Annotated in this window: 22 protein-coding genes; 14 read left to right on the top strand and 8 right to left on the bottom strand. The window is 69.0% G+C overall.

Going from position 1 to position 22,429, the window contains the following annotated elements:
- Positions 1–72: 72 nt before the first annotated feature.
- The 10 genes from H0E82_RS02970 (at position 73) to H0E82_RS03015 (ending at position 7,881) form a co-directional block, all read left to right on the top strand.
- Positions 73–360 (top strand): hypothetical protein, encoded by a 288-nt coding sequence (locus tag H0E82_RS02970; protein WP_180543582.1) that lies wholly within the window; start codon positions 73–75, stop codon positions 358–360.
- 41 nt (positions 361–401) lie between these two features.
- Positions 402–1,250: a diaminopimelate epimerase gene (dapF, locus tag H0E82_RS02975; RefSeq protein ID WP_235974152.1), complete on the top strand. Its 849-nt coding sequence runs from the start codon at positions 402–404 to the stop codon at positions 1,248–1,250.
- 25 nt (positions 1,251–1,275) lie between these two features.
- On the top strand, positions 1,276–1,950 hold the full coding sequence (locus H0E82_RS02980; protein ID WP_180543584.1) for a DUF484 family protein: 675 nt from the start codon (positions 1,276–1,278) through the stop codon (positions 1,948–1,950).
- A gap of 11 nt (positions 1,951–1,961) precedes the next feature.
- Positions 1,962–2,852, top strand: coding sequence for a tyrosine recombinase XerC (gene xerC, locus H0E82_RS02985; RefSeq protein WP_180543586.1), 891 nt, complete (start codon positions 1,962–1,964; stop codon positions 2,850–2,852).
- A 212-nt stretch (positions 2,853–3,064) separates the two neighbouring features.
- On the top strand, positions 3,065–3,427 hold the full coding sequence (locus H0E82_RS16735) for a hypothetical protein (protein ID WP_235974153.1): 363 nt from the start codon (positions 3,065–3,067) through the stop codon (positions 3,425–3,427).
- Between the two features lie 48 nt (positions 3,428–3,475).
- The gene (gene hslV, locus H0E82_RS02995) at positions 3,476–4,030 is read left to right on the top strand and encodes an ATP-dependent protease subunit HslV (RefSeq protein ID WP_096297100.1); all 555 of its coding nucleotides are present in this window, start codon (positions 3,476–3,478) and stop codon (positions 4,028–4,030) included.
- An 85-nt stretch (positions 4,031–4,115) separates the two neighbouring features.
- Positions 4,116–5,501, top strand: a complete 1,386-nt coding sequence (gene hslU / locus H0E82_RS03000) for an ATP-dependent protease ATPase subunit HslU (RefSeq protein ID WP_180543590.1) — start codon at positions 4,116–4,118, stop codon at positions 5,499–5,501.
- Positions 5,502–5,577: 76 nt separating this feature from the next.
- Complete coding sequence (locus H0E82_RS03005) at positions 5,578–5,934, top strand: type II toxin-antitoxin system prevent-host-death family antitoxin (RefSeq protein ID WP_180543592.1); 357 nt, start codon at positions 5,578–5,580, stop codon at positions 5,932–5,934.
- A gap of 53 nt (positions 5,935–5,987) precedes the next feature.
- Positions 5,988–6,620, top strand: coding sequence for an ATPase (locus tag H0E82_RS03010; RefSeq protein ID WP_180543594.1), 633 nt, complete (start codon positions 5,988–5,990; stop codon positions 6,618–6,620).
- Positions 6,621–6,687: 67 nt separating this feature from the next.
- Positions 6,688–7,881 carry a DUF1176 domain-containing protein gene (locus tag H0E82_RS03015; protein ID WP_180543596.1) on the top strand — a complete coding sequence of 398 codons (1,194 nt, stop codon included), beginning with the start codon at positions 6,688–6,690 and terminating at the stop codon, positions 7,879–7,881.
- 34 nt (positions 7,882–7,915) lie between these two features.
- Here the strand turns inward: H0E82_RS03015 and H0E82_RS03020 are convergent, their stop codons facing one another.
- The 3 genes from H0E82_RS03020 to H0E82_RS03030 all read right to left on the bottom strand — a co-directional run bounded on the left by H0E82_RS03020 (position 7,916) and on the right by H0E82_RS03030 (position 11,169).
- Positions 7,916–8,794: a universal stress protein gene (locus H0E82_RS03020; RefSeq protein ID WP_180543598.1), complete on the bottom strand. Its 879-nt coding sequence runs from the start codon at positions 8,792–8,794 to the stop codon at positions 7,916–7,918.
- A gap of 10 nt (positions 8,795–8,804) precedes the next feature.
- The gene (locus tag H0E82_RS03025) at positions 8,805–10,433 is read right to left on the bottom strand and encodes a SulP family inorganic anion transporter (RefSeq protein WP_180543600.1); all 1,629 of its coding nucleotides are present in this window, start codon (positions 10,431–10,433) and stop codon (positions 8,805–8,807) included.
- A 280-nt stretch (positions 10,434–10,713) separates the two neighbouring features.
- Positions 10,714–11,169 carry a nucleoside deaminase gene (locus H0E82_RS03030; RefSeq protein WP_180543602.1) on the bottom strand — a complete coding sequence of 152 codons (456 nt, stop codon included), beginning with the start codon at positions 11,167–11,169 and terminating at the stop codon, positions 10,714–10,716.
- Positions 11,170–11,272: 103 nt separating this feature from the next.
- On the opposite strand from H0E82_RS03030, the gene ubiE reads away from it, so the two are divergent.
- From ubiE to H0E82_RS03045, 3 genes are all read left to right on the top strand, one after another.
- Positions 11,273–12,034 carry a bifunctional demethylmenaquinone methyltransferase/2-methoxy-6-polyprenyl-1,4-benzoquinol methylase UbiE gene (ubiE, locus tag H0E82_RS03035; RefSeq protein ID WP_180543604.1) on the top strand — a complete coding sequence of 254 codons (762 nt, stop codon included), beginning with the start codon at positions 11,273–11,275 and terminating at the stop codon, positions 12,032–12,034.
- Between the two features lie 84 nt (positions 12,035–12,118).
- Positions 12,119–14,098 carry a M1 family metallopeptidase gene (locus tag H0E82_RS03040; protein WP_180543606.1) on the top strand — a complete coding sequence of 660 codons (1,980 nt, stop codon included), beginning with the start codon at positions 12,119–12,121 and terminating at the stop codon, positions 14,096–14,098.
- Between the two features lie 268 nt (positions 14,099–14,366).
- Positions 14,367–15,095 carry a hypothetical protein gene (locus tag H0E82_RS03045; protein WP_180543608.1) on the top strand — a complete coding sequence of 243 codons (729 nt, stop codon included), beginning with the start codon at positions 14,367–14,369 and terminating at the stop codon, positions 15,093–15,095.
- A gap of 21 nt (positions 15,096–15,116) precedes the next feature.
- Here H0E82_RS03045 and H0E82_RS03050 read toward each other — a convergent pair whose 3' ends face one another.
- Both H0E82_RS03050 and H0E82_RS03055 read right to left on the bottom strand, forming a co-directional pair.
- Entirely contained in the window at positions 15,117–15,665 is a 549-nt protein-coding gene (locus tag H0E82_RS03050; protein ID WP_180543610.1) for a hypothetical protein, read from the bottom strand.
- Entirely contained in the window at positions 15,640–17,136 is a 1,497-nt protein-coding gene (locus H0E82_RS03055; RefSeq protein ID WP_180543612.1) for an MATE family efflux transporter, read from the bottom strand. The genes H0E82_RS03050 and H0E82_RS03055 overlap by 26 nt, the downstream gene beginning before the upstream one ends.
- A gap of 255 nt (positions 17,137–17,391) precedes the next feature.
- Here H0E82_RS03055 and H0E82_RS03060 point away from each other — a divergent pair, with 255 nt between their 5' ends.
- Positions 17,392–18,996 (top strand): hypothetical protein, encoded by a 1,605-nt coding sequence (locus H0E82_RS03060; protein ID WP_180543614.1) that lies wholly within the window; start codon positions 17,392–17,394, stop codon positions 18,994–18,996.
- A 788-nt stretch (positions 18,997–19,784) separates the two neighbouring features.
- Here H0E82_RS03060 and H0E82_RS03065 read toward each other — a convergent pair.
- From H0E82_RS03065 to H0E82_RS03075, 3 genes are all read right to left on the bottom strand, one after another.
- Entirely contained in the window at positions 19,785–20,225 is a 441-nt protein-coding gene (locus tag H0E82_RS03065; RefSeq protein ID WP_180543616.1) for a bleomycin resistance protein, read from the bottom strand.
- A gap of 181 nt (positions 20,226–20,406) precedes the next feature.
- Positions 20,407–20,823 (bottom strand): cupin domain-containing protein, encoded by a 417-nt coding sequence (locus H0E82_RS03070; RefSeq protein WP_180543618.1) that lies wholly within the window; start codon positions 20,821–20,823, stop codon positions 20,407–20,409.
- Between the two features lie 78 nt (positions 20,824–20,901).
- Positions 20,902–21,231: a hypothetical protein gene (locus tag H0E82_RS03075; RefSeq protein WP_180543620.1), complete on the bottom strand. Its 330-nt coding sequence runs from the start codon at positions 21,229–21,231 to the stop codon at positions 20,902–20,904.
- Between the last annotated feature and the right edge of the window lie 1,198 nt (positions 21,232–22,429).

The following is a 22,429-nucleotide window of genomic DNA, read 5'->3' on the forward strand; positions in this document are numbered from 1 at the left end:
GGACCCTTGGTGGAAGCAGATGCAGCGCGCCGGAGATGCCCCGCGCCTTGGCCCCGGGCTACACTCCGCGCCATGCCTATCCGTCTTCCGTTGATCCTCGCCGCCGCGCTGCTGCTCTCCGCCTGCGGCAACAAGGCCGACCTCCTGCAGCCGTCCCAGGTGCCGCCCGAGGACCGCGGCCGGTTCCTGATCAAATCGTCCATTCCCACGCGCGAACAGCGCGAGGCGGCCGAGGACGCGGCCTGGGACGACGCCGACGAGGACGAGGCGGAGACCACGGACGACGGGGACGCCGACACCCCCGCCGTCACCCCGGTTCCGATGATCCGCGACGTGCCCGCGGCGACCGGCACCCCGTGAGCGCGCGGGCGCGTCGCGCCCCGCCCGAACCGCAGTCATCGATGGCCCACGTCCCGACACCCCTGCGTTTCACCAAGATGCACGGCGCCGGCAACGATTTCGTCGTGCTCGATCTGCGCGACGGGGGGGCTGCGCCCGATGCCGCCCTGTGCCGGGCCCTGGCCGACCGGCGTACCGGCGTGGGCTGCGACCAGATCCTCACCGTCGAGCCGGCGCGTGCGCCCGGCGCCGTGGCCCGCTACGGCATCTGGAACGCGGACGGGTCCGCCTCGCAGCAATGCGGCAACGGTGCGCGCTGCGTCGCGGCGTGGCTGGTCCGGGCGGGTGCCGCCGGCGCGGAGCAGTTCGCGCTCGACAGTCCGGCCGGCCGCCATGCGGTGGACCGCGACGGCGCCGGATTCCGCATCGCGATGGGCGTGCCCGACTTCACCCCGGCCCGGATCCCGCTTGCCGGCGTCGACCGCCCGCAGGCGTTGTATGCGTTGCCGGTGGAGGGCGTCGGCGAGCTCGCGTTCGGCGCCGTGTCGATGGGCAACCCCCACGCGGTGATCGAAGTCGACCATGTCGATACGATCGAGGTCGAACGCATCGGCCGTGCGCTGCAGGCCTCGTCGTGGTTCCCCGAATCGGTCAACGTCGGCTTCGCCCAGATCGTCGCCGACGATCGCATCCGCCTGCGCGTGTTCGAGCGCGGCGTCGGCGAGACCCTCGCCTGCGGCAGCGGTGCATGCGCGGCGGTGGCCGTGCTGGCGCGACGCGGCCGCCTGGCCCGCTCGGCCGCGGTCGCCTTGCCGGGCGGCACCTTGCAGATCGACTGGCCCGCCGACGATGCCACGGTGTCGATGAGCGGACCGGCGACATTCGTTTTCGAAGGGGAAATGACCCGATGACCGACCGCGCCACGAGATGCCGCGCATGACCGCGACCACCGAGACCCTCGGCGCCCACGAGGTCGCCGCCTGGCTGCGCCGGCAGCCGAAGTTCCTGCAGCAGTTCCCCGATCTCGCGCTGACCCTGGTGGTGCCGCGCGAGGACGGTCCGGCCGCATCGCTCGCCAGCTACCAGCTCGAGGTGCTGCGCGACAAGAACCGCGAACTGTCCAAACGGCTGCGCGATCTGTACGCGGTGTCGCAGGAGAACGAACGCCTCGCCGTGCGCACCCACCAGCTGACCCTGGCGTTGATGCGCCAGGCCGACCCCGCGGCGACGGTGCGCGCACTGGTCGCCACGCTGGTCGAGGACTTCAGTGGTGATCTGGTGCGCGTCGTGCTGTTCGCGCCGGTGCCGGGCCTCGCCGAGGACTGGCTGCAGGTGATCGCGCGCGACGACGGCCTGCTGCAGCCCTTCGTCGATTGCCTCAAGGACGGCGAGCCCCTGTGCGGCCGGCTGCACCCCGACAAGCAGGCACTGCTGTACGGGCCGCGCGTGGACGAGGTGCAGTCCAGCGCGCTGCTGCCGCTGCCGGGCCTGGGCCTGGTGGCCGTCGGCAGCCGCGATGCCAACCGGTTCTACCCGGGCATGGGCACGTTGTTCCTGCGCATGATGGGCGAGGCTTTCGCGATCGCCATGCGGCGGTTCGAACCCGACTGAGCGTGACCGGGATGCACGCCGACATCGAGGCCTTCCTCGCCCATCTCCAGGTGGAGCGACGGATGTCGGCGCATACCCTGGACGCCTACCGCCGCGATCTCACCGCACTCGCCCGCTGGACCGGCGATGCCGCGCGCGGCGAGCTGCGCGCGCTGCAGGGCGACGATCTGCGCGCCTTCGTCGCCGCCGGGCACCGCGGTGGACTGTCGCCCAAGAGCCTGCAGCGCCGGCTTTCGGCCTGTCGCAGTTTCTACCAGTGGCTGTTGCGCCATGGCCACATCGCAGCCAATCCGGCGGCGGGCGTACGCGGCCCCAAGGCGCCGCGCAACCTGCCGCAGGTGCTCGACGTCGACGAGGCCACGCAGCTGGTCGAGGTGCCGGTCGACGCGCCGCTCGGCCTGCGCGACCGCGCCTTGCTGGAACTGTTCTATTCCTCGGGCCTGCGCCTGTCGGAGCTCGTGGGCCTGCGCTGGCGCGACCTCGACCTCGACGGCGGCCTGGTCATGGTGACCGGCAAGGGCAGCCGCCAGCGCAGCGTGCCGGTGGGCACCCACGCCCGCCAGGCGCTCGCCGCCTGGCGGGCGGAGAGTGCCGCCACGGCCGATGCTCCTGTGTTCCCGGGCCGGGGCGGCGGACCGATCACCTCGCGCGCGGTGCAGCTGCGCATGCGGGTCCTGGCGCAGCGCCAGGGCCTGTTCAAGCGGGTGCACCCGCACCTGCTGCGGCATTCGTTCGCGAGCCACGTGCTCGAATCGTCCGGCGATCTGCGCGGCGTCCAGGAACTGCTGGGCCACGCCGACATCGCCACCACCCAGATCTATACGCATCTGGATTTCCAGCATCTGGCGAAGGTCTACGATGCCGCGCACCCGCGCGCGAAGCGCAGGAAAACCACGGACTGAGCCGATGCGGCGCAATGCGCCGTCCGGATCCGGCGAGTGTCGGAGCACGGCGCGCCCCGGACGCGACCTCCCGTCCAGTGAGGTGTGTCCACGACGTTCCAGATCGCGGGGCTCGACCCCGAGCGCATCGAGGCGCTCTTTCTGATGTCGGATGCCCGGTTGCGGCACCGCGGCGCCATGCGCTGCGTTGCAGCCGCGGACAGCGGCGTCGAGTGCCGGTATCGATCCAGGATGCGCGGCGCGGCGGCGACCTGCTGCCCAGCTTCGAACATCCGCCCGCGAGCACGCCCTTCCGGGCTGCGGCCCGATCCACGTGCGCCGTGGCGCGGCCCGCGCAGTGCGGTCTCGGCGCGCCGTGCCGCTGTGCGTCCAGCCGGCCGATCTCGCTGCGGGCCGACGGGCACACGCAACTGACGATCGATGCCGAGGTCAGGGACGGGATGGATGTCGCCACGGAGCGCGCGCATGTTCGATGCGCCCGCCGTGGCCTGCGTCCAGCTGCACGACGCCCGGCGCGGCTGCTTCTTCTGCACCGCGACGCGCGCCTGACCGGGGGCGGGCAGGGCGCGGCTTGAACCGCGCAGCCGTGGCCCCATCCAGTGGATTCGATCCTTGGAGGCCGCATGGACCCCAGTCAGAACCCCAACGTATTCCACGCCACGACGATCGTGTCGATCCGCAAGGGTGGCAAGGTGGTCGTCGCCGGCGACGGCCAGGTCACGCTCGGCCACACGATCATGAAGGGCAATGCGCGCAAGGTGCGACGGCTCGGCGAGGGCGGCAAGGTGCTTGCAGGGTTCGCCGGCGCGGCGGCCGATGCCTTCACCCTGTTCGAACTGTTCGAAGGCAAGTTGCAGCAGCACGGCGGCCAGCTGGTGCGCGCGGCAGTGGAGCTGGTCAAGGACTGGCGCACCGATCGCCGCTACGGAAAGCTCGAGGCGCTGCTCGCGGTCGCCGATGCGGAGACCTCGCTGATCATCAGCGGCAACGGCGACATCATCGAACCCGATGACGGCATCATCGCGATCGGGTCCGGCGGCTCGTATGCGCTGTCGGCGGCGCGCGCGCTGCTCGCGCACACCGATCTCGATGCACGCACGGTCGCCACCGAGGCGCTGAACATCGCCGGCGACATCTGCATCTACACCAACCGCAACGTGGTGGTCGAAGAGCTGTGACCGACCTGTGGCAGCGCGTGCCGATCCGTCGGGTCGCACGCGCCCGCCGGTCGCGCGCATCCGCCCACGCTTCCATGGACATCCAATGACCAACGCCAATTCCTCGACCATGACCCCGCGCGAGATCGTGCAGGAACTCGACCGCCACATCGTCGGCCAGAACGCCGCCAAGCGCGCGGTCGCGATCGCGCTGCGCAACCGCTGGCGCCGCGCGCAGCTCAGTGACGACCTGCGCAACGAGGTCATGCCCAAGAACATCCTGATGATCGGCCCGACCGGCGTGGGCAAGACCGAGATCGCACGCCGGCTGGCGACGCTCGCCAACGCGCCCTTCGTCAAGGTCGAGGCGACGCGCTTCACCGAGGTCGGCTACGTCGGCAAGGACGTCGAGCAGATCATCCGCGATCTCGCCGACACCGCGGTCAAGCTGTACCGCGAGCAGGCCAAGGTGCGCGTGCGCACGCAGGCCGAAGAGCGTGCCGAGGACCGCATCCTCGATGCCTTGCTTCCGAAGCGTGAGACGCCGCAGCCGGGCTTCGGCTTCGGCGCGCAGACCGCGACCGTCGACATCGGCGCCGAGCCCTCGTCGAAGGAATCGGAGACGCGGCAGAAGCTGCGCCGCCAGCTGCGCGCCGGCGAGCTCGACGATCGCGAGATCGAACTCGAACTCAGCGCCGGGCAGGGCATGGACATCATGACCCCGCCGGGCATGGAGGAAATGGGTCAGCAGCTGCGGCAGATGTTCGCCAACCTCGGCGGTGGCAAGACCCACAAGCGCAAGCTCACGATCCGCGCCGCGCGTCCGCAGCTGATCGAGGACGAGGCCGGCAAGCTGGTCAACGAGGACGATGTGCGCGAAGCCGCGATCGAGGCCTGCGAGCAGCACGGCATCGTCTTCATCGACGAGATCGACAAGGTCGCCAAGCGCAGCGAAGGCGGTGCGAGCGGCGCCGATGTCAGCCGCGAAGGCGTGCAGCGCGATCTGCTCCCCCTGGTCGAAGGCAGCACGGTCAGCACCAAGTACGGCTCGGTGAAGACCGACCATATCCTCTTCATCGCATCGGGCGCGTTCCATCTCGCCAAGCCCAGCGACCTGATTCCCGAGATGCAGGGCCGCTTCCCGATCCGGGTCGAATTGACCGCACTGACCAAGGACGATTTCGTCCGCATCCTCACCGAGCCCAAGGCCGCGTTGACCACGCAGTACGTACAGCTGCTGAAGACAGAAGGCGTCGGCCTGACCTTCGCTCCGGATGCGGTGGAGCGGCTCGCGGAGATCGCCGCGCATGTCAACGAGCGCCAGGAGAACATCGGCGCACGTCGCCTGCACACCGTGCTTGAGCGCCTGCTCGATTCGCTGAGCTTCGAGGCGCCCGACAAGGGCGGCACCGTGGTCATCGACCGTGCGTATGTCGACCAGCAGCTGGGCGATCTGGTGCAGGACCAGGATCTGAGCCGCTACATCCTCTGAAGGCCCGTGCCGGGCTTCACGGCACAAAAAGGGAAATCTGGCTATATTGGCCTCCAGTCCACCGGAGGCCGCCGCCATGACCGTCGCCCTGAAGCTCGATGCCCTCGATGCGCTGCCGCGCACACCCGCGTCCGACGTCAAGAAGCTCGGCTGGCGTGGCGTGATGAAAACGGTGGCGCGCGACGGCCGGGTCCTGGTGACCAACCACGACACGCCCGAGGCGGTGATCCTCTCGGCCGACGCCTACGACGCCATCCTGCGTGCGCTCGACGCCGCCGGCGCCTCCCAGCGCAGCGCGCTCGAAGAGTTGCAAGCCCGGTTCGATACCCATCTGGCCACCTTGCACGCCGGTGACGCGGGGACACGGCTGCGCGCGGTGATGGACGGACCGGTCGCCCTGCGCGGCAAGGTCAAGGCCGGCGCCTCGCATTGAGCGGGCGGTCCGGCGCGCGCGGTCCACGGCGCCGTCCGGCGCAGGACGCCGCGATGCAGCGCCCGGTCCTGTACGTCCTGGCCGGTGTGAACGGCGCCGGCAAGAGCTCGGTCGGCGGCCACCTGCTGACCCGCGCCGGGCTGAGCTGGTTCAATCCCGACACCTTCGCCCGCGAGCTCGTCGCACGCACGTCCTGCCCCTGGCCCGAAGCCAATGCCGCCGCCTGGCACGAGGGTATGCGCCGCCTCGACATCGCGCTCGACACCGGCCGCGACCACGCCTTCGAGACCACGCTGGGCGGGAACACCGTGCCGGCGCGAATCGCGGCTGCGGCGCGCAGCCACGACGTGCTGATGTGGTTTTGCGGCCTGGACACCATGGAGCGTCACCTGGCCCGCGTGCGCGCCCGGGTGGCCGCCGGCGGCCACGATATTCCCGAGGCGACGATCCGCGCGCGCTGGTCGCGTGCGCGCGAAAACCTGGTCGGCCTGATGCCGCATCTGGCGCGTCTGCAGGTCTGGGACAACAGCAAGGATGCCGCGCCCGGTGCATCGGTGCCCGATCCCCGCCTGTTGCTGGAGATGGTCGGCGGCCGCCGGGTGTATCCGGCGACCGACGACGTCGACGCCCTGCGCGCCACCCCGGCCTGGGCGCAGCCGCTGCTCGGGGCCGCGCTCCAGCCGTGATCCTTCACCGGGCCCGCGGCGCGATGGCCCACCATGCGTCATGCACCTTCATCTTCCGGACGACCGAATGACCGTGACGCCGCGTGCCCTGGCAGCGCTCCTCGCTCTCGCGCTGCTCGTGGCTGCCTGCACCGAGACCCCCTCTCCGTCGCCTGCCGACCCGGCGCCCCCCGGAGCACCGACGAGTCCCGGAACGGCACCGCAGGCCGATGCGCCCGCCGCGGTGGAGGCCGTGCAGGGCATACGGCCCGTGCATCGTCTGTTCCGGGAGACCACCGTCGCCTGCGACAACGGCCTGCGCTGCGAGGTCCTGCTGGTCGGCGACGATTCGAGCTTCGGGCTCGTGCTGCGTCTGCTGCGCGAGCCCGGGCCCGGGGGTGCACAGCGGCTGCGCCTCGGCACCTACGAGACCACGCCGCCACCGGCGACGCTCCGGCTCGACACGGTGGCGAGCACGGATCTGCCCGCCCTGCCGTGGCGCAACGATGCCGATGCGAATGCCTGGGTCCTCGACACGCCGCAGGCGATCGCACGCTTCATCGACCTCGTGCGTGATGCGGGCACGCTGTCGATGGGCGAGGGCGATGCAGCCGTGTCGGTTTCGCTCGCGGGCTTCAGTGCGGCCCTGGTGTTCGTCGACGAACACCAGCACCGCCTGGACACGCGTGGTGCGTGGCTGCAGCGCGGCGACCGGCACGACGCCGACGTGACTCCCGCGCCGGCCCTGCCCCGACTCCCGGGCCCGCCGCCGCCGCTGCCGTCCTTGACCGGCGAGGAAGTGCGCAGCTTTGCCGACCGCGTGCGGGACACCGAGGCAGCGGTCCTGCGCGGGGCCGAATGCGACGCGCCGCGCGCCGCGTACGACATCCGCCGAAACGACGATGCCCAGGCGCTCGATCGGGCCCACGTGCTGGTCTTCGTGGCCTGTCACATGGGCGCCTACCAGGGCTCGAGCCTGGTCTTCAGGGTGGCGCGCGACGGCAGTCGCAGCGAACGCATCGTGCCACCGTCGCCACCGGGCGCCGGCATCGTCGAGGTGGGCGGCGCTGCGCATTTCGGCTTGCTCACCAGCGCCGCATACGTGCCGGCGACCGGCACGCTGTCGCATCTCGCCAAAGGCCGCGGCCTGGGCGACTGCGGCGAAGCCGCGACCTGGCGCTACGATGGCCAGGCCTTCCAGCTGGCCAGCTATTCCGCGCTGCGGCGCTGCGGCGGGGCGGCACCGGGCGACTGGCCGAGCCTCTGGCGCACTGCCGATTGACTGAGCCGGCCGCACGCGCCAGCGCGTGCACGGCTCAGCGCAGCAGCACCACCGGCACGCGTGTGGTCCGCAGCACCTGGGTGGTCGTACTGCCGACCAGCAGATGGCGGATACGCGAGTGGCCATAGGCACCCATCACCAGCAGGTCGAGATGCTCGGCCGTCACGTGGGTGACCAGTGCCGCGTCGGGCGCGCCGGCGAGCGCGATCACCTGCGGGGCGAAGCCCGCGGCCTCCAGCGTGGCCACCGCAGCCGCGTGTACGGCGGCGTGGCGGTCGTCGTGGCCGACCGTCACCAGGTGGCAGCGCAGTCCTCGCAGCAGCGGGCTGGCCGCGACCAGGTCCACGCAGCGCTGCGCCGTGGCGCTGCCGTCGAAGGCGACGGCGAATGCGGCGACCGTCGTCTGCGGCCGGGTGACGACCAGCACCGGGCGACGCACGGCACGGATCGCACGCTCCAGGTTGCGACCCAGGTGGCCCGGTGCGCCGTCGTCGTCCGCCCCGCGTCGGCCCAGCACGAACAGGCGCACATCCGGTTCGACATCGGTCAGTGCGTCCACCAGCGCACCCTGACGCAGGCGTGCCTCGGCTTCGATGCCGGCCGTTTCGCGCAGATGCGCGCGCACCTGGTCGAGCAGGGCGCGGCCGTGGCGCTGGGCCAGCTGGCCGCGCTGTGTGTCGTGCGCGGCGAGTTCGGCCAGTAGCGTTTCCTGGCTGCCGAGTGACAGGCTGCCGCTGAGGTCGGCCGGCGGCGCGACCGTGCTGTCGCGCTCGATCGCGTGCATCACGTCGAGCCCGACACCGAGCCGCTGAGCGGCCCACGCTGCGAGGTCGGCCACCCCGCGGGCGTGGGTCGAGGCATCAATGGCGGCCAGCACGCGGCCGCCGGTGGGGGTCAGGGGTGTCGTGGTCATCGGCATGTCCTCAGTGGCCGCCCATCAGGCGCTCGGCATCGGGTTTGTCGTGCACGCCGAGCTGGTCGACGATGGTGGCACTGGCTGCATTGAGGCCGATGATCTCGACCTGCGCGCCTTCGCGGCGGAACTTCAGCACCACCTTGTCGAGCGCGCCGACGGCGCTGAGATCCCAGAAGTGCGCGGCCGAGACATCGATGGTCACGCGCTCCAGTGCCTCGCGGACATCGAACGCCGAGACGAACCGCTCGGCCGAGGCGAAGAACACCTGGCCGGTGACGACGTAGGTGCGCGCAGTTCCATCCTCATGTGCATGCGAGCCGACATGCAGCACGCGGCTGACCTTGCGCGCGAAGAACAGCGCCGACAGCAGCACGCCGGTCAGCACGCCCTTGGCGAGGTCGTGGGTGGCGACGGTGACGATCACGGTGCCGAGCATCACGATGCTCGACGTGCCCGGATGCGTGCGCAGCTGCTTGATCGAGCTCCAGCTGAAGGTGCCGATCGAGACCATGATCATCACCGCGACCAGCGCCGCCATCGGAATCGTCGCCACCCACGGGCCGGCGAACACCACCAGCATCAGCAGCACCACACCGGCGACCAGGCACGACAGCCGCCCGCGGCCGCCTGATTTCACGTTGATCACCGACTGGCCGATCATCGCGCACCCGGCCATGCCGCCGAACAGGCCGGCGGTGATGTTGGCGACGCCCTGACCAGCACATTCGCGGTTCTTGTTGCTGGGCGTGTCGGTGAGGTCGTCGACGATCTGCGCCGTCAGTAGTGATTCCAGCAGGCCGACGACGGTCAGCGTCGCCGAGACCGGCAGGATGATCCACAGTGTCTCGAGCGTCAGCGGCACGTCGGGGAACAGGAACACCGGCAGGCTGTCGGGCAGCGCGCCCTTGTCGCCGACGGTCGGCACCACGGCGCCGAAGTACAGCGCGAGGCCCGTCAGCAGCACGATCGCGACCAGCGGCGCGGGAATCACCAGATTTCGGGTCCAGCGGAACAGCACGGCCGCAGTGCCGAGACCGACGATCGCCACCGGATACAGCAGGCGCGGGTCCATGCTGCCGAAGGTCAGCGCGAAGCCGATCACCAGCAGCACCAGTCCCACCCCCGGGAACGTGAGCCGCCCCAGCCAGGGCAGGCCGTAGATGATCGCAAGGCCCAGCGCGACCATCGGATAGACCAGGGCCGGCACGCCGACCAGCTCGGGAATCTGCGCCATGAAGATCAGGATCGCCAGCGCGTTGACGAAGCCGGTGATCACCGAGCGCGAGACGAAACGCATCAGCGCGCCGAGCTTCAGTGCGCCGGCGACGATCTGCAGCACGCCGGTCAGCAGTGTGGCCGCCAGCAGGTATTGCAGGCCGTGGTCGCGCACCAGCGTGACCATCACCAGCGCCATCGCGCCGGTGGCGGCCGAGATCATGCCCGGCCGGCCGCCGGTGAAGGCGATGACCACCGCGATGCAGAACGAGGCGTACAGGCCGACGCTGGGATCGACGCCGGCGATGATGGAGAACGCGATGGCTTCGGGAATCAGCGCCAGCGCGACGACGAGTCCGGAGAGCAGATCGCCGCGGACGTTGCCGAACCATTCCTGGCGCAGCGTGGGGGAGAAATTCAATGCAATGCCCTGTTAACACCCGGATACGGATCCGGGGAAGTGAGATCGAACAACAGCTATGTCCGCGAGCTTCGTGGCGCGGAGATCGCGGACGATCCCGCCATGCGTCGCGCGGCGGAGCGGACCAGCAGGAGACGGCCGCGTCAGCGACGGGCGGCCGGAGCTATGGCGGCGTGATCATCATCAGGGCAGGAATTCGGAGCGGCGGGCCGATGCCGCGCGGGCATCGTCGAGGCGCGCAGTGTAGTCGAAGGCGGCGGAGGCCGTCGCGCGGCGCGAATCAGTCCTCGCCAATATCCTCGTTCCACACCTCGGGATGCGCGGCGATGAAGCCGCCGAGCAGGTCCACGCAGTCCTGGCTCTGCATGTCGATGACCTCGACCCCGGCCTCGCGCAGCCAGTCGATGCCGCCCTGGAAGGTCTGCGATTCGCCCACGACCACGGTGCCGATGCCGAACTGGCGCACGAGACCGCTGCAGTACCAGCACGGGGCTAGCGTGGTCACCATGATCGTGTCGCGGTACGAGCGCTGGCGTCCGGCCTTGCGGAAGGCATCGGTCTCGCCGTGGATCGACGGGTCGCTTTCCTGCACGCGGCGGTTGTGGCCGCAGCCGAGCAGGCGGCCGTCGCGGTGATACAGCGCCGCGCCGATCGGAATGCCGCCTTCGGCCAGGCCCTGACGGGCTTCGGCGATGGCGGTGTCGAGCAGGGCGCGGTAGTCGGGCGTGGCGATCATGGGCGGCGACATCGGTGAGCGGCCGACGAGTCTGACCGCCGCGGGCCGCGGGGTCGAGCCGGCGTGCACGGGCGCGCGCTGGAAGATGAGGGATAATCGGCCCATGAACGACGATTCCAGCAAGCCGGGCACCACCCACTTCGGGTTCCGCGACGTGCCCACGGGCGAGAAGCAGAAGCTCGTCGGTCAGGTGTTCTCGTCGGTCGCCGGCAACTACGACCTGATGAACGACCTGATGAGCCTGGGCATCCACCGCGTGTGGAAGCGCTACTTCGTCGCCACCGCCCAGGTGCGCACCGGCGACCGCGTGCTCGATCTGGCCGGCGGCACCGGCGACATCGCCGCACTGCTGCGCGACCGCGTGGGCGGATCCGGCGAGCTGGTGCTCGGCGACATCAACGCGGCGATGCTGCGCGTCGGCCGCGACCGCATGACTGACCGCGGCCACGTGCGCGGCTTCGAATACGTGCAGTGCAACGCCGAGACGCTGCCGTTCCCCGATGCCAGCTTCGACCTGGTGACGATCGCCTTCGGCCTGCGCAACGTGACCGACAAGGCCGCCGCGCTGAGCGAGATGCTGCGCGTGCTGAAAGTGGGCGGGCAGGCGCGGGTGCTGGAATTCTCGGAAGTGAAGGCCGACTGGTTCAAGCCGATCTACGACTTCCACTCGTTCAGGATCCTGCCGCGGCTGGGCCAGCTGTTCGCACGCGACAGCGACAGCTACCAGTACCTCGCCGAGTCGATCCGCAAGCACCCGCCGCAGGACGAACTCAAGGCGATGATGGAAACGGCGGGCTTCTCGCGCTGCAGGTACCGCAACCTCAGCGGCGGCATCGTCGCCATCCACGACGGCTTCAAGGCCTGAGCGGCGCACGCCGACAGCCCGGCGCCGGCCGGGCGCGGGCGGCACGCTAGAATCGGCGTCCTGTTCCCCGTCCGGATTCCCCTGATGCGCCCGATCCGTTCCGCCGTTTGCGTGCTGGCGCTGGCCGCCCTCGCACTGGCCGCCTGCAACCGCGAACCGGCCCCCGCCGCCGCGGCCGATGCACCGCCTCCTGTCGCTGCCGCCGGCGGCGATCGCGATGAACATTCCTACGCCGAGCCGGCCAAGGTGGTCACCGAGGATCTCGCGCTGGACCTCGCGCTGGATTTCGATGCGCGGACCATCGCCGGCACCGCCACCTACACCCTGCGCTGGGTCGATGCCGCGGCGACGCAGCTCGTTCTCGACACACGTGATCTGACCATCGAGAAGGTCGAGGGTGAAGCCGGCGGGGCCTGGCAGCCGCTGCGCTACGCGCTGGCCGAGGCCGATGCCACGCTCGGCAGCAGGCTCACCATCGAGACCCCCGAGCGCAACGCGCGCGTGCGCGTCACCTATGTGACCTCGCCCGGGGCATCCGGCCTGCAGTGGCTGACCCCGGAGATGACCGAAGGCAAGCGGCTGCCCTTCATGTTCAGCCAGTCCCAGCAGATCCATGCGCGCAGCTGGGTGCCGCTGCAGGACACGCCGGCGATCCGCTACACCTACACCGCCCGCGTCACCTCGCGTCCCGACGTGATGGTGCTGATGAGCGCCGACAACGCGACCGACGCCGCGCGCGACGGCGAGTACACGTTCTCGATGCCGCAGAAGATCCCCTCGTACCTGATGGCGATCGCCGCCGGCGACCTGGTGTTCAAGGAGATCTCCGCTCGCGCCGGCGTCTGGGCCGAGCCGTCGATGGTCGACCGGGCGGTGGCGGAATTCGCCGACACCGAGAAGATGATCGCCGTGACCGAGCAGCTGTACGGTCCCTATCGCTGGGAGCGCTACGACCTGCTGATCCTGCCGCCGTCGTTCCCCTACGGCGGCATGGAGAATCCGCGGCTCTCGTTCATCACGCCGACGGTGATCGTCGGCGACAAGTCGCTGGTGTCGCTGATCGCGCACGAGCTCGCGCACAGCTGGTCGGGCAACCTGGTCACGTTCGCCAGCGCCAAGCACGGCTGGCTCAACGAGGGCTTCACCAGTTACGTCGAGAACCGCATCGTGGAGTCGCTGTACGGCAAGGAGGTCAGCGACATGGAGTACGTGATCGCCCGCAATGCGCTGGTCGACGGCATCGCGGCGATGCCCGAGGCCACCCAGGCGCTCGCGGTCAAGCCCGGAACCGAGCTCGACGCCGACGATGCGCTGAGCGCGGTCGCCTACGACAAGGGCGCGTGGTTCCTGCAGTTCCTCGAACAGCGCTTCGGCCGCGAGACCTTCGACGCGTTCCTGCGCGGCTACTTCGACCACTTCGCCTTCCAGAGCATCACCACCGAGCAGTTCCTCGACTACGCCCGGGCCAATCTGTTCGATGCCAACCCCGGTACGGTCACCGAGGCCGAGATCCAGGAGTGGGTTTATGCGCCCGGCATCCCGGCCTACGCCCCGCAGGTGATGTCGCGCAACTTCGGCATCGTCGATTCCGCGCGCCTGGCCTGGCTGGGCAGCCCGCAGCTGCCGCCGCGGCAGATCACCGATGCCTGGTCCACGCAGGAATGGCTGCACTTCCTGGAAAGCCTGCCGCAGACCCTCACGATCGAGCAGCTGACCCAGCTCGACGAGGCCTACGGCTTCACCGGCACCGACAACGGCGAGATCGCGATGCGCTGGTATCCGCTCGCCATCCGCAGCGGCTACACCCAGGCCAACGAGGCGCTTGCGGCGTTCACCGCGCGGGTCGGCCGGCGCAAGCTGATCATGCCGATCTACACCGCCCTGGTGCAGACCGAGCCGGGTCTGGCCCTGGCCAAGGAGATCTTCGAGAAGGCGCGGCCGGGCTACCACCCGATCACGACCGGTTCGGTGGAACGGGTCATCGCCGAGGCCACGCCCGCACCGGCCCCTGCGCCGGCGGCGGGTGAGCCGACGCCGGTCGAGGTACCGCCCGCGGCCGGCTGATCGGTCCTGCGCGCGTTGCCATGCGGCCGCCGATCCGGCGGCCGCATGCATTTCAGGCCCGCGCTGCGCGCGTCGGCGTGCGGAGGCCGCGTCGCATGCGGGCGTGGACGGGAGGGCACGTCGCCCGGGGCGCTGCACGACGGCGAGGGCCCCGGGCGCGACCGGCGGGCGCGTCTCGCGCGGTACCCTCTCCTGCGGACCACCGCGCGTGCCCACGGCGCAGCGCCGGACCGGACCGCCGACACCGATCCAACCGAGAGGACAGCCCATGCATTCCCGATTCCTGCCCGCCGTCGCCCTGCTTGCCGCGTTGACGCTGACCGCCTGCCAGGACCGCGAGGCCCAGGCTGCAGCGCAGGCCGCCGCCCAGGCCGCGGCGAGCGAAGCGCAGGCCGAGGCCGGCGAGCGTGACTTCGAGGCCGCGGTCGCCGCGGAAAACTGGGCGCTGGCCAGAGCCCAGGCGGACGTGCTGCTGGCGCGGCACCCGCAGTCCGCGGCCGCCGAGCGGGTGCGCGCCCGCTTCGACGACGTGCGCGCCAAAGGCGAGGCCGAACGCGAGGCCGCGCGCACCGCGGCCCTGTGGAGTTACGACACCCGTGCAGCCGGCAAGGGCGACCAGGTCTCGGCGATGCTCTACGCGCGTGATCCGGTGGACGTGGACGGCAGCGGCGCCAAGCGCGTTCGCCTGATCTTCCGCGACCACCCGGAATGGGGCCGCAGCAGTTATCTGGTCCTGGAGGCCGGGGATTTCGACTGCTATCCGCGCTGCCGGGTGGCGGTGCGGGTGGACGACGGCGAGCCACGGCGCATGGCTGCCAACCGCCCGCAGACCGACGAGGCGATCGCCATGTTCATCGACGACGAGCGCGCGCTGTGGGGCCTGCTCGACGGCGCGAAGACGCTCGCGGTGGAGTTTCCGGTCAAGGCCGGCGGCACGCGCAGTGCGGTGTTCGAGGTGGCCGGACTGGACCGGGCGCGGATGCCGGGCTGGAACTGACGCCGGGGCGGCGGCCGTCACTCAGCGGCAATTGGCCCGGGCCACCGCAAGCCGCTGCGCGGCGTCCCCGCGTTCCCGGGCGATCGCACGTTGCTGCGCCTCGCGCTGCGCGCGCAGGCCCGACCGGTCGGTCGGATCGGTGACATCGCCACCCGTGGCCGTGCGCCGCGTCTCGGCTGCGCCCAGGCCGCGCTGGGCGGCGGCGATGCGCTGATCGGACACCGGCTGCACCGCGCGTTCGGCGGTTTGCAGGCAGCGTTGTTGCGGCGAGAGCGCCGGAACCGGATCCACCGGGCGGGTGACGTCGGTCGGAAGTTCGCGGATCGTCGGCGGCGGCCTCAGGGCCGTATGCGCCGGTGGATCCGCGGGATGGCGCAAAGCCTGCGCAGCGACCGGACCGGTCGGCATCAGACCGAGGGTCGCGGCGACGAAAATCAGGGCGATGCGCATCTGGAGCTCCCGAGCGTGCGACAGGACTGTCTGACAGAAGATGGCACCGCGCGTGCCCGCATCAAGCCATGACGGAGCCGGCGATGGCCCGGATTCATCGCGCATGCGCGCGCGGCGCACCGCGATCGACCTCCGCTGGACACAGGCCGGCCAGTGGCCCCGGCGGCGCCGACGGCACTTCCGCGGGCACTGCGGCCGGCTCGTCGCTGGCCAGCAACCGTGCCCCGCGCCAGCCGCCCCATCGGTAATAGCCGATCGCCAGCAGCATCGCGCACACGGCGCTGGCCGGAAAGCTCCACCAGATCGCATCCGCGCCCAGCACCGGCTGCAGCCAGGTGGCGAAGGGGACGCGTACGCCCCACAACGTGGCCGCCAGGATCAGCAAGGGCGGCAGCACAGCGCCGGTCGACCGCACCACGCCGAACAGCACGAAGGTCACGCCGAAGAACAGGAACGACCAGATCGCGATCCGGTTCAGATGGCGCGCCGTGTCCAGGATCTCGCCGCCGGCCGGCAGGAACAGCGCCAGCGCATGCCGGTCGAACACGATCAGCGCCGCGATCAGCACGCCGGTCATCAGCAGGTTGAACGCCACGCCCGTGCCGGCCACGCGCGACACCCGCGCCCACTGGCCGGCACCGACGTTCTGCGCGGCCATCGTCGAGCACGCCGCGCCGATCGCCATCGCCGGCATCTGCACGTAGGTCCACAGCTGGAGCGCCGCGCCGTAGGCCGCCGCGGTGACGATGCCGTGGCGATTGACCATCGCGATCATCGCGATCATCGCTGCCGACAGCATCACCATCTGCAGTCCCATCGGCAGGCCCTTGCCCAGCAGTGCGCGGACGATCGTCCAGTCCGGGCGGTAGAGCGCGCGCTCGCTGCGGTGGATCCACAGCCTGTGGTCGCGATGGCGCAACCACGCCAGCATCGCCACCACGCCCAGCGCGTTGGCGATGAGATTCGCGGTCGCCGCGCCGGCCATGCCCATTGCGGGCAACGGTCCGATGCCGAGCAGCAGCAGCGGCACCAGCACGATGTCCAGCGCGACCACCAGCAGCAGGAACAGGAACGGCGTGCGCGAATCGCCGGCGCCGCGCAGGATCGCCGACAGGAAGGCCAGCGCGTACAGAAACGGCACCGCGAGGAAGATCACCTGCAGATAGGCCGCCGCATGCGGCAGCGCCTCGGCCGGCGTGTCCATCCATTCGAGCACCCGGCGCGCCAGCGGCAGGCCGGCCAGGGCCACCAGCACCGATGCGCCGAGGAAGGTCGTCGCACTGGTCCCGATCACCCGGCGGGCCGCGGCCAGATCGTCGCGCCCGACGGCCTGGGCCACCAGGATCGTCGCCGCCATGCCCACACCGAACACCGCGCCCAGCAGCAGGAACATGATGTTGTTGGCATTGGCGATCGCCGCCAGCGCATCGGGTCCGAGCAGGTGGCCGATCCACACCGCGTTGATCGAACCGTTGAGGGACTGCAGCACGTTGCCACCGAGGATGGGCAAGGCGAACACCAGCAACGTGGACGCAATCGGGCCCCGGGTGAGGTCGCGGGGCGGCGCTGGCGGCGTGGACGCAGGTGGCATCCGTGCATTCAAGCGGGCGCCGGATCGCGATGCGGTGAGGACGGGGACGTCGGCAACGGCTGCGCACGGTCTGCAGCGCCATGTGCTGCTCGTCGACAGCCCGCTCGTCAGGGTGCGGGCCCGGTCCGGGTCGCGCACTGTTCAGCACCCGGGCGGCGCTGCGCGGGCCGGCGCTGTCCTCCTAGGGTTGTCCCCAACTGGAGGGCGTCCGCCGGGCCCGATACGGTGGCGGTATCGTCCCCCGGATCCACGCCCATGACCGACATCCAGACGCTCGCGACCGACATCCTCAAGGTCGGCGACCGCTTCCTGCGGGCGGACAATTACGAAGCGCGCATGGACCGCTTCGCCGCCGAGATCGAAGCCCTGCCATCCGCTGCGCGCGGCCAGCTCTTCGACCAGATTCTCGAACAGGACAGCGGCGCCCTGATGTCCTGGCTCACGGTGGACCGGCTGGACACCCTGGTGGACGAGGGGCAGATCACCCAGCAGGAGCGCGGCGCCATCTTCGATGCATTCGGCGAAGCCTATCTGGCGGGCGACATCGCCATGGGCGATGCGCTGCAGTTCACGAATGTCTTCGGCTCGGGAGCCGTGAGCGCGATCGGTCTTCTGCCCGACGCCGATGCGCTGGGTGGACTGATGGATACCCTCACCGCAGGCAGCAGTGCGTATTCCAACGAGTTCCTCGAAACCTTCGCGAGCGATGTCCTGCGTGAGCGGGTCCTGGCCGATCCTCCGGGCCTGCTGCCGAACGAGCAGGGGCCCTACGCCGGCATCCTGGTCAATGCGCTGGACCGAGCAGGTGGAAGCGCCGCGGTCAATGCGGTGCTCGGCACTCTGTCGTCCGAGCAGCAGGTGGCCCTGCGCGAACTGCTGTCGGCGGAAGGGCGCGCGTTCGGCAATCCGACGTTCGACAGCGCCGGCGTCCGCGACCCCATGGCGATCTACGTCGAAACCGTGTCGCGTCACGGCAGCAGCGCGGAGGCCGTCGATCTGGTGCGGTTCGTCAACACGCATTCGTCGGGCAACATCCTGGAGAACCACTATTTCAACAGCGACAACACGCCCATCGAAACCCGCGCGGCAGCGCTGGGCGAGCTGTTCGTCACGCACGGCGACGCCATCCTCACCGACCTCACCGTGGCCCGGCCCACCCAGACCGAGGGCTCGACGAACGATCGCCAGACCGTGATCGGCGACAACCTCATGGCGCTCTCCAATCTCGTGCGTCTGACCGGCCTCAATCCGGACAACCCGCGCGCCGGGCAGGTGATGGACCTGATCGGCGACTTCGCATCCGCCAATATCCGCGTCGGCAACATGACCGAGGGCTCCGACGCCAACAACGACGGCGTGGTCGACAGCGCCGACCTCGAGGCCATCGATGCCGGCAACGGTCGAATTGCGATGATCGGTGCGGTGATGCAGGATGCCGTGAGCAGCGGCTACGTCGATCTGCGGGCCGACGTCGCCGCGCGCGACGCCTTCATGGGCTTCGTCCTCGATACGGTGATCTCCGCCATCCCGGTCGGCGGCAGCCTGGCCGCAGACGTGATTTCCGACCGCGTGAAGGGCGCACTCGACGGCGTGAGCGATGCCGTGCGCGACCAGATCGCCGAGTCCCTGTCGTCCATCCCCAAGGATCTGCTGACCAACGCACAGGGCCAGCTGACCGACCAGGCCAAGGCGGCGATCATCGATGCGCTGCCAGAGGACTACCAGTACCTCGAAAGCATCAAGGACACGTCCAATACCTTCATTCTCGACACCATCCTGGGTGCCAGCAGCCGTGACTACCAGATCACCGAATCGGTAGGCGAATACCGGAACTACATCGACGGCTCGCGGGGCCGCTGACTTGCAGACAACACGCCCGGCGACTCATGGACAGGCGCCGTCGGGCGTCTCGTCCATACCGTGATCCAGGCGGGCCATCAGCCCTGATCGGCGTCCGCTGCCGGCGCGCTGGCCGCGCTGGCCCTGCAAGGGCCGATGCATGCGGCCCCGCCACGCGAGCGCACCGCAGGCGCGCCAGAAAATGCCGGGACCAGTGGATCCGGCCCCCGCGTGCGGACGCAACCCGCCGGAGTCGTGACTGAATCGGGGGGCGCGGTGCGACCCTCCGACATGCTTCGGGAGGCGGAAGGTCGTCGCGCGTGGAGCGTGTCGGCAAACGGCGGACGCTCATGACATGGCCGGAAGGACTGGATCTGACCTTGGCGCCCGCTCGAAGCCGGATCGGCGCACCGGGAGGGGCAGGGCGGTGGGAGCAAGCAGAATGGCCGCCAAGGAAGCTCTGGGGCGGTTGAAATCCCCGTGTGAACCGTCTCCGCACACAATCTACATCTCACGTGTTGCCAGGCAGCAATGCACGCAGGAGTGGCAAGGACTGCCGCGTCCAGCGCATCGGTGACGCGCCGGCACCCAGGTGCTGTTGAAGGAGCAACAGCAACGACACCGAGCGCAACGTTTGCGCCGCTGATGGCAGAAGGACGCATGCGCTCAAACGTTGATTCCGTCAGGCGCACAGAGCCCGAAGCCCGCATGCCGTCCAGGCACGTGGTCGTGAGTTCGCGATCTCGCGCCACTCGATGGCCAGCGCCTGAATGGACGCGCCGCGAGGCGGCGTGAGCCCGGACAACGCATCAGGCCGCACTCCGGTTCCCAAGACGCTGCGAGAAACGAAATAAGTAGCCGTCCGGGTCTTGAGCGAGAAACTCGCGTTGCCCCTTCTCTACGTTGGGCGCGACTGCGTACCACGTGTCTTTGATCTCTCTGAAAAGCGATACGCCGATCGCCACCAGAGCGGAGCGGACCGCATCCGCGTCCGGGACCTCGATCTGAAAGTTCACTCCTCGCCCAAGCGGATGATCGAGAGGCATGACATTCCATCCGCGCTCGTGTCGTTGTTCCAACATCAGCTGAGCCTGCCCGAGTTCGAGGTAGGCGAACGCGGGTTCATCGCGCTGGAATCGAACAGCGAACCCGGCAGCCGCGTAGAAGCGAAGGGAGACGTCAAGCTGGCTCACCGTGAGCTCGGGTACGAGCGAGTTCCAGTAATGTTCTTCAAGCGCGGGAGCTTCCATGGCGAATTCAGTGCGGCCTTGTGCTTGAGTTGAGCCTGGAGTGAACGTGGCTTCGGCTTGAATGCATCGTCAGGCTGTGCCGCCCGAAAACCTGGACCAGGACTGCCGAAGCCCCACGATTCCTGCGGGGCTGACACTCGAGCAAAGCCCGCCGCAAAACAGCGTCAGCTTGGGCGAGGTGTTAGACAGTTGCCCGACCGGGGGGGTGTTTCGCGAACCAATCGACGATCATGCCCATGCTCCGCTCAAAGCCCCCAGGCACAGACAGGTTGAGCACGCCTGCGCGGACACTGCCCCGATTCTGGAAGTCATGGGTGGCACCCGCTGGTGCCAGGACGAACGACCCCTTCGGGCAGTCGATCCACTCATCGTCGATCAGGAAGCTCATGGTGCCTTCCAGCACATAGAACGCATCATCCTCGGGATGGGAGTGCGCGCCCGGACCTTGTGTATCCGGCTCGAGCCACCATTCCGAAATGGAGTATCGACCAGCCGTCTCGCCTTCATCCGCCTTGAACTGAGCTGACATCCCGCCCATGCGGTAGCCTCGCCCTTGGCCGGGCCGGAGAACGATGGAGCTTCGAGCTGTTTCGGTCATGGCGAGATTCACTCCTCTTAACTGGCGAACGCGCTGAATCAAGTCGCGTTGCGAAACGGCGTCGGCTTGGACGAATTGTTAGGCCGCGGCGCCATTACCCGATGCCTCGTTGGGGTAGAAGACCAGGGTGCTGCCCTCTGAAAGGGCGCCCTCATAGAACCCGGAAAATCCACGATAGAGATCGGTATTGAGCACCTCGACTCGCAGCTTGCCATACCGCATGTTCGCAACGGCCTCGAAGCCGTACCTCCGGCATTCTGCTAGGGCCGACTCATACTCGACGGAGTCTGTCTCCTGGCTGAGAAAGAGCATGCACCTGTGGGTTGCCCCTACTTCAGGGTAGTCCCGGTCGTACTCCAACACGCCCCAATAGCGGCCAGTGAACCCGTAGATGGCGACAATGGTCATCGAGCGGCCTAACACATGAGTTAAGCCGCGCCGCGAAGCGGCGTCGGCTTGGACGAATTGTTTTGCGGCTAGCAGCCGACCACGGTTGCGTACATTTCCACGAGCACGCCACGGCGAAACACTACATATCCTTGGCCGCAGGAATTTGTAAACGGCCGCAACTCGTTTCCAGCCTTAACCCTCCCCTTGAACCTCACCCAAGGCTCATGAGTGGCGTAAGCAGGACCGGGGTTAGAGTCAGAAACGGGTATGGACGGAGCGAACTGCCATCCTAGCTGCTGCAACTGTTCCATAGTCTGTGGATGGGAGCGATACGCGTGTTGCTCCTCCGTCAGCAAGCCTCGGCAGGCCACGGAAGAGGACAACACGATCGCGAGAAGAGTGATCTGCCGCATAACACCTGAGTTAAGCCGCGCCGCGAAGCGGCGTCGGCTTGGACGAACTGTTAGGCATTGCCGGCGGGCTTTGCCATTAGCGCAGCGGGTGATGCCGGAACGAGTATGGACCCGGCAGAGCCAACGATTGGTAACATCAAGTCCCGAGCGTTGCGGATCACGTGATCTCCAAGACGATACCCGCGACCAGGCCATGTGTCATTGCCGGGCGGGGACACGACTACGATGACTTGGCAGCCGTGACAGCAGGTGTAGATGGTTTCAGCGCCCCTTCGGGAAACGGACGCCTGGGCGAGATTCTGTTCAGTGCCGCATGCTGGACACGACGTTGAAATTTCAGAGTCGAGAGGCAAGCGACAGCCGGGGGGAGCTTGGACTTGCCCCTGCAGTACTGACTCGACTCTGGTCAGCTCCGGGAGAAGGCTCAGGCCTAGAAAAGCGATGCCGATGCCAGCTAGGTATCGGCCGAGACACTCATCGCGGTGCGATGCCCCGGCATGTGAGCCTGCGCCGCCCGCAACCGCCATGAACTCCTGAACAAGGCGGGCGCTGCGTGCCGGGAGCACCCCACGCTGCTCTAAATGCTCTCTCGCTTTTCCGCCAGTCTTCTTAGTGCCAGTTGTTATCGCTGCCACATGATTGAACAGCGACTCAAGCGCCGAGCGCATCTGCGCGTTGCAGCTTTCCCACTCCTCGCGAGTTAGCGCCGCATGTGCTTGTGCAAGGTGGCGCTCGGCTTCGCCAAGCCCGCTCACAGAGACGCGCTGCCTTAATTCTTCGAGGTGCGATGTAGGCTCAAGCAA

Origin of the sequence: Luteimonas deserti (assembly GCF_013425765.1) — a bacterium.
Taxonomy (GTDB): domain Bacteria; phylum Pseudomonadota; class Gammaproteobacteria; order Xanthomonadales; family Xanthomonadaceae; genus Luteimonas; species Luteimonas deserti.

Bases quoted from the DNA above. Each gene is read 5' to 3' on its own strand.
- hslV (WP_096297100.1), top strand. From the start codon at position 3,476: ATGGACCCCAGTCAGAACCCCAACGTATTCCACGCCACGACGATCGTG.
- H0E82_RS02980 (WP_180543584.1), top strand. From the start codon at position 1,276: ATGACCGCGACCACCGAGACCCTCGGCGCCCACGAGGTCGCCGCCTGG.
- H0E82_RS03065 (WP_180543616.1), bottom strand. From the start codon at position 20,225: ATGGAAGCTCCCGCGCTTGAAGAACATTACTGGAACTCGCTCGTACCC.
- H0E82_RS03075 (WP_180543620.1), bottom strand. From the start codon at position 21,231: ATGACCATTGTCGCCATCTACGGGTTCACTGGCCGCTATTGGGGCGTG.
- H0E82_RS03005 (WP_180543592.1), top strand. From the start codon at position 5,578: ATGACCGTCGCCCTGAAGCTCGATGCCCTCGATGCGCTGCCGCGCACA.
- H0E82_RS03060 (WP_180543614.1), top strand. From the start codon at position 17,392: ATGACCGACATCCAGACGCTCGCGACCGACATCCTCAAGGTCGGCGAC.
- H0E82_RS03015 (WP_180543596.1), top strand. From the start codon at position 6,688: ATGACCGTGACGCCGCGTGCCCTGGCAGCGCTCCTCGCTCTCGCGCTG.
- H0E82_RS03020 (WP_180543598.1), bottom strand. From the start codon at position 8,794: ATGACCACGACACCCCTGACCCCCACCGGCGGCCGCGTGCTGGCCGCC.
- H0E82_RS02970 (WP_180543582.1), top strand. From the start codon at position 73: ATGCCTATCCGTCTTCCGTTGATCCTCGCCGCCGCGCTGCTGCTCTCC.
- H0E82_RS03030 (WP_180543602.1), bottom strand. From the start codon at position 11,169: ATGATCGCCACGCCCGACTACCGCGCCCTGCTCGACACCGCCATCGCC.
- H0E82_RS03040 (WP_180543606.1), top strand. From the start codon at position 12,119: ATGCGCCCGATCCGTTCCGCCGTTTGCGTGCTGGCGCTGGCCGCCCTC.
- ubiE (WP_180543604.1), top strand. From the start codon at position 11,273: ATGAACGACGATTCCAGCAAGCCGGGCACCACCCACTTCGGGTTCCGC.
- hslU (WP_180543590.1), top strand. From the start codon at position 4,116: ATGACCAACGCCAATTCCTCGACCATGACCCCGCGCGAGATCGTGCAG.
- dapF (WP_235974152.1), top strand. From the start codon at position 402: ATGGCCCACGTCCCGACACCCCTGCGTTTCACCAAGATGCACGGCGCC.
- H0E82_RS03055 (WP_180543612.1), bottom strand. From the start codon at position 17,136: ATGCCACCTGCGTCCACGCCGCCAGCGCCGCCCCGCGACCTCACCCGG.
- xerC (WP_180543586.1), top strand. From the start codon at position 1,962: ATGCACGCCGACATCGAGGCCTTCCTCGCCCATCTCCAGGTGGAGCGA.
- H0E82_RS03010 (WP_180543594.1), top strand. From the start codon at position 5,988: ATGCAGCGCCCGGTCCTGTACGTCCTGGCCGGTGTGAACGGCGCCGGC.
- H0E82_RS03070 (WP_180543618.1), bottom strand. From the start codon at position 20,823: ATGACCGAAACAGCTCGAAGCTCCATCGTTCTCCGGCCCGGCCAAGGG.
- H0E82_RS03045 (WP_180543608.1), top strand. From the start codon at position 14,367: ATGCATTCCCGATTCCTGCCCGCCGTCGCCCTGCTTGCCGCGTTGACG.